This is a genomic window from Bacillus thuringiensis, assembly GCF_022095615.2.
GTDB lineage: Bacteria > Bacillota > Bacilli > Bacillales > Bacillaceae_G > Bacillus_A > Bacillus_A cereus_AG.
In genome coordinates this window covers 447266-461066 of record NZ_CP155559.1, presented here as the reverse complement: position 1 = coordinate 461066, position 13801 = coordinate 447266, and the positions used below count along the sequence as shown (strand labels likewise).

Here is a 13801-nt window from a genome sequence, read left to right as displayed (position 1 = left end):
CTTTAATTCATTATTTTCATATGTTCAAGTGGATAATAAATTGCCGCTAATTCTCCTAATACATCCGCTTTATCAATAAGTCCTAAACCATTTCTACTATCTCTGCTTATTAAACGATTATCTCCCATAACAAAAATCTTATTTTTAGGAATTGTAATTGGTCCAAAGTCCTCTGTTAAATTCATAAGTTTTTTTTCAGCTTGTTTTTTATTACTATACAAATATGCTTCCTGTATCACTTCATGATTCACATATAATTGATCATTTCTCACCTCAATGACATCACCAGGCAAACCAATAACCCTTTTCACATAAAAATTATCTGTCTTCACAACAATAATATCTTCTCGCCCATAACTTTCAAATTGCTTTGCCAACTTATTAACAATCACCTTATCCCCATCTTGTAACGTTGGCTTCATGGACGCTCCTTTTACAGTCGTAGGAAAAAACAAAAAGATTTTTGCCAAAAACACCAACAAACATGCAATTGCAATTGTTCCAAAGAATTCACGCCAACGTTTTTTCTTTTGCATCATTCCACCATCTCATCATCTTTTTACTTTTATTATAAGGACTTCCACCTCTCAATTTCCACAAAATTCTGAATTGAATAATTAGAATATTATAAACTCGAAATACCCCATAAACTTCTTATTTTATTTACTATATATTTATCTCACTATTTTTAGGCAGTAAAACTCCCATCTCAAAAATCGGTTGAAGTAAAATAGTAAAAAAGATACTCTCAAAATAGTCTATCCACTATTTTTGAGAGTACCTTTTTATATCCCTACATATACAATACACATTTGAGCCGCTACATATGTAAACCAAATCCAAAGTGGTTCATACTTTAATTTACGCCCTCCAATATCTGTCACGCCAATAATAAAATCAGAAATCACAAATAGAAAACCACCAAAAGCTGGTATCCACCATATTCCTGTATTCTCATAGTATAAGGCGAATGCAAAGCAAGCCATTCCTCCAACCCACAGTCCGTAAATTAGAGCGCCTATCGTAAACAATTTATCTTGTTTATCATTTCGTATAAAAAAGAACCATCCTATAACGAGAAAGAGTCCGTATACGAGTAAACCAATCCAAAAACCATTCCATGAGATGCCTGTTTGCAAAAATGCTTTTACATAAAAACAATGTGCAAGAGCGAAAGTAATCATCCCTCCAATTAATCGATGACCAATTGGAATCAAACCTGCCATAAATAAATCCCCTACAGTTGATAACGTCATACCTAGTGCAACCCACGTACTATACTCTACTGATGGATCTTGTAACCAGATCCATATTGCACTTACTGTTAAAGAAAAACTAAGAATAAGACGCACCGCTAAAGGTAACGGCATATTATTTCTTGTTTTTTTTGTCTGTCCTATTGCGTACATTGCACCAATTAAAAAAAGAATTATTTGTCCAATTAACACCACGTAAAGTAGATTCATAATATGTTCTCCTCAATAAATGCTTTTTGTATCTTTTTTCGTTACACCTAGTCTATTATCCTTTTTCTATATAAAAAAAGAAGAACAGTACTGTTCTTCCATTGTAATCGTTTTCCCTCTCTCTACGCTACCTGTTTTTCTTGCTCCATTTTCTGCTTAGCTGGCGTACGATTCACCACGATAATTCCCGCGGCTACACATGCTAAACCGAATAATACAAATGAGTGAATTGCTTCTCCTAAAATCATGCTCGATAATAACACACCAAATACGGGTATAAAGAACATGTACATTGATACTTTTCCAACTTTGTTGTACTTCATAATTGTATTCCACATGCAAAAGCCTGCTGCGGATAAGAAAGATAAGTAAATAAGCATAAATATTGCATGTGCACTAAATGTAAATGGCATGACTCCAACTTGCAAAGCCCCTATACATAATAGCCCGATAGAACCAAAGATCATTTGGTATGCTGTCATATAGCCAACATCTAATGTTTTGCTACCTTCTTTCGCCAATATGTTTCCATATGAATACAACATTGCTGCACTAAGAAGTAATAAGCTACCGATTCCGAAATGGAATGACAAACTACCATCACTCGGTACATTTACCAAAATGACACCACAAAAGCCGATAAAGACCCCAATTATTTTTCTCATATTGAGAGCGTCATCTTTATATAAAAAATGCGCGAGTAAAATTTGAAAGAATGATGATGTTCCTGAAATGATAGCTCCTTCAATACCAGAGCTATAACTCATCCCAATATAAAAACATATATATTGAAGGAATGTTTGAAATAAACCAATTTGTACTAACTGCTTCCCCGTTCCTTTTTTGAAGCTCATATCTTTTCCTAATACTTTAAAGAAAAATATGAGCATTACTCCAGATAAAAAGAAACGATAACCAGCAAATAATATTTGCTCTCCAACTTCTTGTGGCTGAATTCCAAGTTCAGCATAACTTAATTTAATAAACGGGAATGCGCTCCCCCATAAAAAAGTCGCTACTATTGCAGCAATTAATACACCAATCGGATGGGTAAAAAATTTCTCTGTCTTCACTTGTGGTCTTCCTTTCCGATCTTTTTATGAACAATATTCATATATACCAAAGGAAGTGTGAAAATACAAGTTTTCAGTTTATACGCAAACAAAAACATATCATCTAACGAAAACATATGCTATACTATAGAATAATTACAACATAATAACTATTAAAATCAGATTCAACAGAAATGCTGCTATCCATTATGGATGGCAGCTTTCGTCGTTTTATAGGGGTTTCGATTTTGATTCTTTTTCTCAATAAGAATTTGGAAGGAGCGAGTAGTAATGAACTCAGAAGTAAAAACATTACAAGTACAAAAGTCTATTTCTCATCCCTCTTTATGGGATACATTAAAGAAACATTATGAACTTATATTTTCAATCACATCTGGTATTTTCATTTTAGCTGGTTGGTTATTCACAAAGAACGATGCAATGAATGTAGGGATTACTTGCTATATCCTTGCTTATATAGTTGGTGGATATGCAAAGGCGAAAGAAGGTATTGAAGATACCATTGAAGAGAAAGAGCTAAATGTCGAAATGCTCATGCTCTTTGCTGCTATCGGTGCTGCAATCATTGGCTACTGGGCAGAAGGTGCGATTTTAATCTTTATCTTTGCACTAAGCGGTGCGATGGAATCTTATACATTAAGTAAAAGTCAAAAAGAAATTTCAGCGCTTCTTGATTTACAACCTGAAGAAGCATTGCGTATTTCTAATGGAACCGAGGAACGTGTTCCTGTAGGACGATTACAAATTAACGACATTATTTTAATTAAGCCAGGTGAGCGTGTTCCTGCTGACGGTACGATTCATAACGGTGAAACAAATATCGATGAAGCTGCTATTACAGGGGAACCTATTCCGAATGAGAAAAAATTCGGTGATGAAGTATTTGCTGGTACTGTAAATTTACGCGGTGCTATCGAAGTTAAAATTACAAAGCCGAGCGATCAAACATTATTCCAAAAGATTATCCGTCTTGTCCAAAGTGCACAAAGCGAAAAATCACCATCACAACTATTCATCGAAAAGTTTGAAGGAACATACGTAAAAGGTGTACTACTCGTTGTTGCGCTTATGATGTTCGTCCCTCATTTCGTACTTGACTGGAGCTGGAATGAAACGTTTTATCGCGCTATGATCTTACTTGTAGTCGCATCTCCTTGTGCACTCGTTGCTGCCATTACACCAGCAACGTTATCTGCAATTTCTAACGGGGCAAGAAATGGAATTCTCTTTAAAGGTGGCATACATTTAGAACGCCTCGCTTCAGTAAAAGCGATCGCCTTTGATAAAACAGGAACATTAACACAAGGAAAACCTACCGTAACAGATGTATATGTTCGAGAAAATATGACAGAAAAAGAAGTACTTTCTATTACAGCATCAATTGAAAGTCACTCTACACATCCTTTAGCTGAATCTATTGTTAAATATGCACAACATACGTATAACATTGCATTAAAAAAACCAGAAAATGTTGAAGATGTAACTGGTTTTGGGCTAAAAGGACTATTCGAAAACAAAGCTTATAAAATAGGTAAAGCTGATTTTATCGGTGAAGAAACAAAGACATTTCATAATGGTATTTCTGCCTCACTTGAAAAAGAGGGTAAAACTGTCGTTTATATTAGTGATAAGGATGGCATCCTTGGACTTATCGCTTTAAAAGATACGCTTCGCCAAGAAACAATAGCTGCTATCCGCGAACTACAAAGCATTGATGTCGAAGCTATTATGATTACTGGTGATAATGAAGAAACGGCAAAAGCAATTGCCTCTGAAAGTAATATAAAGGAATATTACGCATCATGCTTACCAGAAACAAAAGTTGAAACAATTAAAGAGCTAAAAGAAAAATACGGGACAGTAGCAATGGTCGGAGATGGTATAAATGATGCCCCTGCACTCGCTACCGCTAGCATTGGTGTAGCAATGGGCGAAGGAACAGACGTAGCTTTAGAAACTGCAGACGTTGTACTTATGAAAAACGAATTATCTCGACTTTCCCAAGCAATCCGTTTATCAAAACGAATGAACCGCATTGTAAAGCAAAACGTAATTTTTTCGCTAGCTGTAATTGCAATGCTGATTTGTTCAAATTTCTTGCAATTTTTAGCTCTTCCATTTGGTGTTATTGGGCATGAAGGAAGCACGATTCTTGTCATTTTAAATGGTTTACGATTATTAAAAGGAAACAAATAAAAACGGGTCCCTCATAGAGGACCCGTTTTTTCTAATGATAGCTATTATGCCCATTCGCACTACTACTCGTTTTATGCTTTGGATGCGAACTGCTCTTTTGTTTATTGTTATTTTTGTTGTTGTGATTCTTTTTATTATTACTCATGAAATATCCCCCCTGTTCCCTTTTATTATGGAACAAGAGCTCACTTTTCATTACGGGAATTATTGTCACCCGTCCTATAATGATGGAGTAAACCATTAATTTCACCGCCAAGTAAAATTACCCACCCAGTCAAGTAAAACCATAACATTAAAATAATAATACCACCGAGACCACCATATGTATTGGCGTAATTCGCAAACTTATCTACATAATAAGCAAATGAGTACGATACCACAATCCATCCTACAGTAGCAAATGTTGCTCCTGAAATGACTTCTCTTCTTTTTAACTTTCGATCTGGTGCAAATGTATATAAAAAACTAAACAATGCAAATAGCACGAAGAAACTCGCTACTAACCGCATAATACTCCACACGTAAGAAAAACTATCCGATAAACCAATTGCTTTAAATACCGCTGCTCCAATGACTTGTCCGAACACTGGAACAATTAGCGCAAACACAATCATAAAAATGATTGCTAATGTAAACACAATTGATAAAGCTCTCGTTTTAATAAAAGAACGTGTTTCTGCTACATCATACGCACGATTAAAAGCATTCATAACCGCATTTACCCCGTTTGAAGCAAACCATAACATCGATAATAAACCAAATGATAATAAACCACCATTTTGCTCATTTACAACTTTATCAACGTTTACTTCAATTAAGGACATTGCATCTTCGGGTACGTACGGTTCTAATAAATTGAGCACACTTTCTGTTTGAAGGTCAATGAATCCAAGAAGCGTAATTAAGAAAACAAGCCCAGGAAAAATCGCAAGCAAGAAGAAATAAGCGAGCTGTGCTGCCAAGCCCGCTACATCATCGCGCATCGTTCGGTCATACAAGTCTTTACCAAACGAATAAGTACGATGTCTCCTCACCTTTTCTAAAATTTTTCTCATATATGTTTAAACGCTTTTCTTCTCTTCTTTATCTTGCTTTAACTCAATGTACGCTTCAGTTTTTTTTTCCTCTGCATTTGAGTCTTTCATAAATAGTTCACGCGCTTCTTTCATACCGCCATCTCCAGCTACTACTGGCTCTTCTTCTGCTTTCAGCTCATCTACCTTTGACGATACAGCTTGAATTTCAATTGTTTCTGGCTTTTCTACTTGCTCAATTTTTTTCTTACTAAAAATTTCTTTCGTTTCTTTTAACGTTTCTACAACAGACGGCGTCAATTTTTTGATTTCTGCTACTTTTGCTTTCACTACATTGAAATCAGCAAGTTCGCGTCCTTTATCTGTAACAGTTTGCACTTTTTCTTTGATCTTTGCATTTTCACCAATTTCAATCATCTTTGTTTTTGCTTTTTCCGCAGTATTTTTTACTTTTTCACGGTTTTCTTTCTTCAACATAGATACAGCTACACCTGCAGCTACACCAAGTGCAATATTTCGAGCAATATTATTTTTCTTTGCCATATTCCTTCACCCTTTCATTTCTTATGTTAGAAAGTATTTCTTTCTAAGCTTCCTCATATTCCTTGTTCATTTCGAATGAAAGCTAATAGCTTTGCACACCCTTCTGTTACAAGGTCATATACTTCTTGGAAATTCCCTGTATAGTAAGGGTCGGGAACGTCTGTCCAGCCACCGTCTGGAACAAAATCGGACAGCCTACCAATATAGCCTCCAGTTTTACCTAAACTTTTTAAATCTGCTATATTCTTGTTGTCCATGGCAATAATATAATCAAACTTTGTTAAGTCTTCTTTTTCTACTTGCCTCGCTTTAATTCCTTCAAAAGTGACTGCATTTTCTTTTAAAATTTTTTGTGTTCCTTTATGTGGCGGATGACCGATATGCCAATCTCCAGTTCCTGCAGAATCAATGACAATTTTCCCTTCGAGTCCCTCTTTTACGACAAGATTTCGAAAAATCGCTTCTGCCATCGGAGAACGGCAAATGTTCCCAAGACAAACAAACAATACTTGAATCATATTTTTGTCTCTTCCCTTCTTGGTGCATTTCTTAATATATACTTATAGTATAAACAACCAATTATTAAATATAAAGGAAATCCCTACTAATTTAATAGGATTGAAAAGATTCATTAACGAAAATGATAAAAAATGTTAAGATAGCCTTATGTTATTTTAAAGGGGGACACTTCGGTGGATTTATCCGTAAAGTCAGAAGAAAACGTTGAATATATGGTCGAAGCTATTAAAGAAAAATTACGTATGGTTAATGCTGGAGCGATGAGAGCTGCTAGCTTTAATGAAGAAATGTACGAAGACTTACGTGACATTTATGATCATGTTATGAAACGTGAAACATTCAGCATCAGTGAAATGCAAGCTATTACAGAAGAATTAGGTACATTAATTAAAAAGTAAAAAAAGCCTCGCTTATGGGGCTCTTTTTTATTTCCAACAAATTCATGACAACTCTTCTGTTTCCCTCAACCAACTGTAAAATACTGTACAATAGAAGTAGAACCTCACCTTAGATTTTTTCTCCATACATACTACTCACAAATAATAGCAACACTACCATTGCTAACTGTTTTTACTGGAGGTGCTTACTTATGAGCAATTGGTACAGTAAGACGAAAGATCAAACGTTAATCGACCTAGAAACAAACGAACAACACGGTTTAACAGATGAAATCGTAAATGAACGTTTAAAGCAATACGGCTCTAATGAATTAGCTACAAAACAAAAACGCACGTTATGGCAGCGGATTTTCGCCCAAATTAATGATGTCCTCGTATATGTCCTTATTATTGCTGCTCTTATTTCTGCCTTTGTAGGTGAATGGGCTGATGCAAGTATTATTGCGCTCGTTGTAGTTTTAAATGCTGTTATCGGTGTCGTCCAAGAATCGAAAGCAGAACAAGCTTTAGAGGCATTGAAAAAGATGGCAACGCCTAAAGCTATCGTAAAACGCGGCGGTGAGCTACAAGAAATTCTATCTGAACAAGTCGTTCCAGGTGATATTGTCATGCTCGATGCAGGACGTTATATCCCATGTGATTTGCGACTAATCGAAACAGCAAATTTAAAAGTTGAAGAATCTGCTCTCACTGGTGAGTCCGTTCCTGTTGATAAGGATGCACTTTATCATCCTTCTATGCAAACGGATGAACAAGTACCACTCGGCGATCAAAAAAATATGGCCTTTATGTCTACTCTTGTTACATACGGGCGAGGTGTCGGTGTTGCTGTTGAAACTGGCATGAACTCACAAATCGGCAAGATTGCTACCCTTTTACATGAAGCAGACGATGATATGACACCACTCCAAAAAAGCTTGGCACAAGTCGGAAAGTATTTAGGCTTTGTCGCTGTAGCTATTTGTATCGTTATGTTTTTCATCGGCTTTTTACAAGGCCGGGATACGTTAGAAATGTTTATGACTGCTATTAGTTTAGCCGTTGCAGCTATTCCAGAAGGCTTGCCAGCTATCGTTTCCATCGTTCTTGCAATTGGTGTGCAACGCATGATTAAACAAAACGTTATCATTCGAAAACTACCAGCTGTTGAAGCTCTCGGTTCTGTCACAATTATTTGTTCAGATAAAACAGGTACGTTAACACAAAATAAAATGACCGTTACTCACTTTTATAGTGATAACTTATACGATCAATTAGAAAATTTAAATGTAAATAACGATACGCAACGTCTATTGTTAGAGAATATGGTGCTATGTAATGATGCGTCTTACAATAACGAATCACAAACCGGAGACCCGACTGAAATTGCTCTTCTCGTTGCTGGAAGCACTTTTAATATGCAAAAAGATCATTTAGAAAAGATACATGAGCGCGTTAACGAGTTGCCTTTCGATTCAGATCGTAAAATGATGTCAACCGTGCATACATATGATGAAGGCTACTATAGCATGACGAAAGGTGCTATTGATAAACTCTTACCTCGATGTACCCACATATTTAAAAATGATAAAATCGAGGTTCTAACAGATACTGATAAAAATCAAATATTAGAAGCTGCCGGATCAATGTCTCAAGAAGCTTTAAGAGTACTTTCATTCGCATTTAAACAATACAATTCAAACGCTGTAGATATAAATCATCTTGAAGAAAATCTCATCTTTATCGGTCTTGTCGGTATGATTGATCCACCTCGAACTGAAGTAAAGGATTCAATTACAGAATGTAAAAAAGCCGGTATTCGCACAGTTATGATTACTGGTGACCATAAAGATACCGCTTTTGCAATCGCCAAAGAACTTGGCATTGCTACAGAAATATCTGAAATTATGATTGGAACTGAATTAGATAACATTTCAGATACAGAACTAGCAAGCAAAATTGATCACTTACATGTATTCGCTAGGGTCTCTCCAGAACATAAGGTAAAGATCGTAAAAGCATTACGTGCAAAAGGCAATATCGTTTCTATGACTGGTGATGGCGTCAATGATGCACCATCTTTAAAACAAGCAGATGTTGGCGTAGCGATGGGCATTACAGGAACAGACGTTGCAAAAGGGGCTGCGGATGTCGTGTTAACAGATGATAATTTCTCATCTATCGTGAAAGCTGTTGAGGAAGGTAGAAATATTTATCGTAACATAAAAAAATCAATTCTCTTCCTACTCTCTTGTAACTTTGGAGAAATTATCGCTTTATTTTTAGCCATTTTACTCGGCTGGGCGACACCATTACGCCCAATCCACATTTTGTGGGTCAATTTAATTACCGACACACTTCCTGCACTATCACTTGGTGTTGACCCTGAAGATTCAGATGTGATGAAGGAAAAGCCACGACGTGCGAAAGAAAGCCTATTTAGCGGTAGCATCCCTTTTCTTATTTTCAATGGGGCTGTCATTGGACTTTTAACGCTAGTGGCCTTTATCGCCGGAGCAAAATTCTATACTGGAGATACAAATTTATTCCCTCTGTTCCCAGAGCGCATTGATGAAGATGCCCTATTACATGCTCAAACGATGGCATTTGTCGTTCTTAGTTTTTCTCAGCTCGTTCATTCCTTTAACTTGCGTTCAAGAACGAAATCGATTTTTTCAATTGGGATCTTTACAAATAAATATTTAGTGTTCTCCCTTCTTATCGGTGTTCTTATGCAAGTTTGTATCATTTCCATCCCACCTCTTGCCAATATATTCGGTGTGCATGCATTAACGATGCGAGATTGGGGATTTGTTCTCTTATTAAGTATCATTCCGCTTGTTGTGAATGAAATCATTAAATTAGTGAAGAGAAACTAAAAGGCAAGGAGGACTATAGTCCTCCTTGCCTTTTCATTTATCCTTGTAATTCTTTTTTGATGTTCTCTGTTAATGTAGCCATACGCTTACGACTTTCTTCACGCTCACGTTTGTTTTGCTCTTCAATTTGTTGTGTTTCTTGCATACCTCTTGAAATAATGTTCCAAGTCTCTTCAAGTGTTTCCATCTTAATACTAGAAGAGCCTGATAACCTTGCCACTTCCACACTTTGCGTTGCAATATTTTGTGCATTTTTCTTAAGTAATTCATTTGTACGACGATCCAGTTCAGCCATAGAATCTGCAACCAGCTTTTGACGCTTCGCATTCACCGCTTGAATGATACCATTTTTAAAGATAGGAATCGTTGTAATAAATGCTGTATTGATCTTACCGATTAATTTATTGTTACCACGTTGAATCATACGAATTTGTGGTGCTGTAAGTAAAGCAACCATGCGTGCCTTTTCTAAATCGTCAATACGCTGTTCTAAAATTTCCACAGAGTTTTTAAGCGACTCTAATTCAATACCTGCTAATTGATCATTATTACGTACACGCTCTTCATACATCGGAACTAGCTCTGTATTTAAACGATCTAATAACATTTCTCCTGCTACTACGTATTTTTCTAAGTCTAAGTAATATTTTAAGTTTTGCTCATATAACCCGTCTAACGTACCAATTGATTTTTTCATTTCATCTTGATACTTCGTAATTTCCACGTACACTTTATCAATTTCACGGCCCATCGTTTGATACTTGCTAAAGATTTGTTCAATCATTTTATCCGCTTTTTTGAACATACGTGAGAAGAAACCACTCTTCTCTTCCGCAAAGTCTTTGCTATCGAATCGGTCCATAATTTTACCAAGCTGTTTTAATAACTCACCAGAGTCTTCTATTTTTGACAGAGACATTGTATGTAAAATTTGATCTGCAAAGCGTGAAATTTCCATAGAAGGTTCTTTTCCAAGCTCAATTAATTCTAATTGGTCTTTAATATCTACCGCATTATAAATACGTTGTACATCCGCATCTTGTCTAAGTTGCAAGCGAACATCTTGTGCTGTTTGCTCATTTAATTCTGTTTTCGAATCTAGTACGACTGGGTTATTCATATGGTATTCTCCCTTTCCTTATAAAAATGGACGAAATAGTCCTTTTATTGTTTGTGATAAATTTTTATAGGCTGATGAACCATGAAACTCAAGATCGAAATTAACTTCTTCAAGCCAATGTGAATCAAATGCTGCTGCATCAATATACGGTTCAATATCATTTCGTCCCGTTGGATTGAAGTGGAATACATCTACTCCTATTTGATTTAAAAATAGGAGTAAAACAGCATCCGAACGAGTTAATTCCCCACTCTTCTCATTATTAAATATAACAATTTTCGGTACATCTTGTGAATAATCAAATTTCTCAAGCTGTTCTAAAATATTCGGTGGTATTTGAGAAAGTTGCGCGAAAACATATAACGCTACATCTTGTTTCGTCTCTTTTGCAATTGGTTTACACATTTCACTTTCACACGTATGGATAATCGCTTCTGCAATACCATGTTGTAATCCTTCTGGCAATCGTTTATGCGGCCACCAATGACTGTTCATAATTAAATCTGGATGTAATTTTCCCCCGCGGTCTAAAGCATCTCGGTAATGATATTGGAAATTTGCTTTTTGTTCTTTCGTAAACGGGAATGTATTAATTAATAAACTGTTATCAAATGATGTAACAGCCTTTAGTCGCTGAAAATATTCTTTATCATTCTTTGAAACACCTGATATTTTTGCAAATAAAGAAGGAATATAAATGTGTTTATTCTCAACAAAGAATGTCGGGCGTACAAATGCCTTTTCTTTCGTAATTAAAAAGAGTTCATCGTATGTTGTTTTGAGCGTACGAGCTACAGGCGTATACGAGCGGAACTGCCACGGCTTGTACAGCAGTGAATTATCGTGGTGAAGTACTTGCTCAATTTCTTTTGAAGCTTGATACGCTACTGTTGCAACACGTTCGCGGCGGCGATCTGGAAATGGCTCAAGAGAAATGCGACCTGAATGAGACACAACAAAACTTCTTCCTTCCTCATCAACATTCTCAAATCCATCTTTTCCTTCTGGATGATAATAAAGTACATCACAGCCGAGCATAATAAGGAAGTATAAGAAATATATACGGCTTTCCGTCGCATCACCATACCAAACGATACGCGGCATTTGTTTCTTATAATTAACCGTAGAAAACCACTTCGCTACGTAATTTTCACTTAATTTAATTATATCAATTAAGAAACGACGGAATCCCTCTGTTTTTAACGATTGGTTATGTTGTTTCTCATACAATTTCAATACAGAAATAAACGTCGTATGTATATAATGCTGTAAGTCAGGATTGTCTACTTTCGGTAAAAGTTGTTTCCCAGATAAGTGTGCCACTAGCCTATTTACTGTCAGACCGTTTGGTGCTTCTTGATGTAATCCGAACACTTCTTGAATATGACGAAGCTTTTCCGAATCAATCACTTTGTTTAAATTTTGTTCGTGTAAAACTTCGATTCCTTTCGCTTCACTATAATCAAATAGCTCATTAAAATATTCATCTACATCATTAGGAACGCCAAGGATTCGACATGCTATATAACTAAATTTCATCTCATTCTCTGTCAGTTCATATTGTGGGCGTTTTTCTAAAAGTGTTTCAAATTGCTTTAAATCTGATTCATCTTTTAATCCATATGGTTGAAGTGTAAAACGTGAAAACACAACAGTTCACCTCCAAAAACATTTACGTTTTTTCTAAGTCTTTCTTCTATTATAAACTATTTTTGGTTATAAAAAATGGGCGCTCGTAAAACGAGCAAACCCATTTCAATTATTTATTGTCTTCTTTAGTAGCTGCAACTTCTTCTTTAGCTTGTCCAGAATTCTTCATGTAGTGAAGTATAAATGTTGCTCCAAATGCTACAACTAAAATGATAAAGAATAGCATATGACTTATTTCAATATGAATAACAGACAGTAACATTTTTACTGCAATAATTAAGATTAAAATATATGCTGTCGTTTCAAGTTCTGGAATACGCTCTAACAATTTTAAGAATACACCAGCGATACCACGCATCATTAAAATACCGAGCATTCCACCTAATAATAGAATCCAAACTTCATTTGATACACCAAATGCAGCAAGTACGCTATCTACAGAGAACGCGATATCCATTAATTCAACCATCGCAACTGTTCCCCAGAAGACACCAAACATTCTGAAGAGAATACTGTTTTGGTTCATACCATGAGCTTCCTCTTCTTCTGCATTACCTTTTCTTTTATCAATGAAGTATTTAACTGAAAGCCAAGCTAAGTAAAGTGCACCTAACACTTTTACCCACGCTAATTTAATTAAGAACATTCCAATTCCAATCGCAATAAATCGGAATACATAAGCTCCAATAAGTCCATAGAATAATGCCTTTTTACGTTTTTCTTCCGGAAGGTGTTTTACCATTACTGCTAATACAAGTGCATTATCAGCAGATAACAAACCTTCAAGTACAACAAGTGTACCTATTAATCCCCAAGATACTGGATCTTGCAACACTTTAATCCACATGTCCAAGTCGAAAAACTGAGCATACGTATCAAGGATTCCTTGCAAAATACTCATCTTACCTTTATCCCCTATTCTTTGCTAGATTTATAGAAAGGTC

The 13801-nt window shown here is 35.9% G+C and carries 12 protein-coding genes; 3 read left to right on the top strand and 9 right to left on the bottom strand.

Going from position 1 to position 13801, the window contains the following annotated elements; all coding sequences use genetic code 11:
* Window positions 1–2 precede the first annotated feature (2 nt).
* From lepB to KZZ19_RS02355, 3 genes are all read right to left on the bottom strand, one after another.
* Complete coding sequence (lepB, locus tag KZZ19_RS02365; RefSeq protein ID WP_088095015.1) at window positions 3–539, bottom strand: signal peptidase I; 537 nt, start codon at window positions 537–539, stop codon at window positions 3–5.
* 246 nt (window positions 540–785) lie between these two features.
* Complete coding sequence (locus KZZ19_RS02360; protein WP_237982184.1) at window positions 786–1466, bottom strand: lysoplasmalogenase; 681 nt, start codon at window positions 1464–1466, stop codon at window positions 786–788.
* 122 nt (window positions 1467–1588) lie between these two features.
* Window positions 1589–2539 carry a DMT family transporter gene (locus tag KZZ19_RS02355; protein ID WP_237982185.1) on the bottom strand — a complete coding sequence of 317 codons (951 nt, stop codon included), beginning with the start codon at window positions 2537–2539 and terminating at the stop codon, window positions 1589–1591.
* A 270-nt stretch (window positions 2540–2809) separates the two neighbouring features.
* Here KZZ19_RS02355 and KZZ19_RS02350 point away from each other — a divergent pair, with 270 nt between their 5' ends.
* Window positions 2810–4735: a heavy metal translocating P-type ATPase gene (locus tag KZZ19_RS02350; protein WP_237982186.1), complete on the top strand. Its 1926-nt coding sequence runs from the start codon at window positions 2810–2812 to the stop codon at window positions 4733–4735.
* 185 nt (window positions 4736–4920) lie between these two features.
* Here the strand turns inward: KZZ19_RS02350 and KZZ19_RS02345 are convergent, their stop codons facing one another.
* The 3 genes from KZZ19_RS02345 to KZZ19_RS02335 are packed head-to-tail and all read right to left on the bottom strand — an operon-like array spanning window position 4921 to window position 6830.
* Window positions 4921–5790, bottom strand: a complete 870-nt coding sequence (locus KZZ19_RS02345) for a YihY/virulence factor BrkB family protein (protein WP_088095010.1) — start codon at window positions 5788–5790, stop codon at window positions 4921–4923.
* A 6-nt stretch (window positions 5791–5796) separates the two neighbouring features.
* Window positions 5797–6312, bottom strand: a complete 516-nt coding sequence (locus KZZ19_RS02340; protein ID WP_237982187.1) for a DUF4075 domain-containing protein — start codon at window positions 6310–6312, stop codon at window positions 5797–5799.
* A 53-nt stretch (window positions 6313–6365) separates the two neighbouring features.
* Entirely contained in the window at window positions 6366–6830 is a 465-nt protein-coding gene (locus KZZ19_RS02335) for a low molecular weight protein-tyrosine-phosphatase (protein WP_088095008.1), read from the bottom strand.
* 174 nt (window positions 6831–7004) lie between these two features.
* Here KZZ19_RS02335 and KZZ19_RS02330 point away from each other — a divergent pair, with 174 nt between their 5' ends.
* Complete coding sequence (locus KZZ19_RS02330) at window positions 7005–7229, top strand: DUF1128 domain-containing protein (RefSeq protein WP_000366196.1); 225 nt, start codon at window positions 7005–7007, stop codon at window positions 7227–7229.
* Between the two features lie 191 nt (window positions 7230–7420).
* Window positions 7421–10087, top strand: coding sequence for a cation-translocating P-type ATPase (locus KZZ19_RS02325; protein ID WP_348638023.1), 2667 nt, complete (start codon window positions 7421–7423; stop codon window positions 10085–10087).
* 37 nt (window positions 10088–10124) lie between these two features.
* Here the strand turns inward: KZZ19_RS02325 and KZZ19_RS02320 are convergent, their stop codons facing one another.
* The 3 genes from KZZ19_RS02320 to KZZ19_RS02310 form a co-directional block, all read right to left on the bottom strand.
* Window positions 10125–11207, bottom strand: a complete 1083-nt coding sequence (locus KZZ19_RS02320) for a toxic anion resistance protein (RefSeq protein WP_001064411.1) — start codon at window positions 11205–11207, stop codon at window positions 10125–10127.
* An 18-nt stretch (window positions 11208–11225) separates the two neighbouring features.
* Window positions 11226–12857: a YceG family protein gene (locus KZZ19_RS02315; protein ID WP_088095006.1), complete on the bottom strand. Its 1632-nt coding sequence runs from the start codon at window positions 12855–12857 to the stop codon at window positions 11226–11228.
* 109 nt (window positions 12858–12966) lie between these two features.
* Window positions 12967–13758 (bottom strand): TerC family protein, encoded by a 792-nt coding sequence (locus KZZ19_RS02310; RefSeq protein WP_088095005.1) that lies wholly within the window; start codon window positions 13756–13758, stop codon window positions 12967–12969.
* Window positions 13759–13801 lie beyond the last annotated feature (43 nt).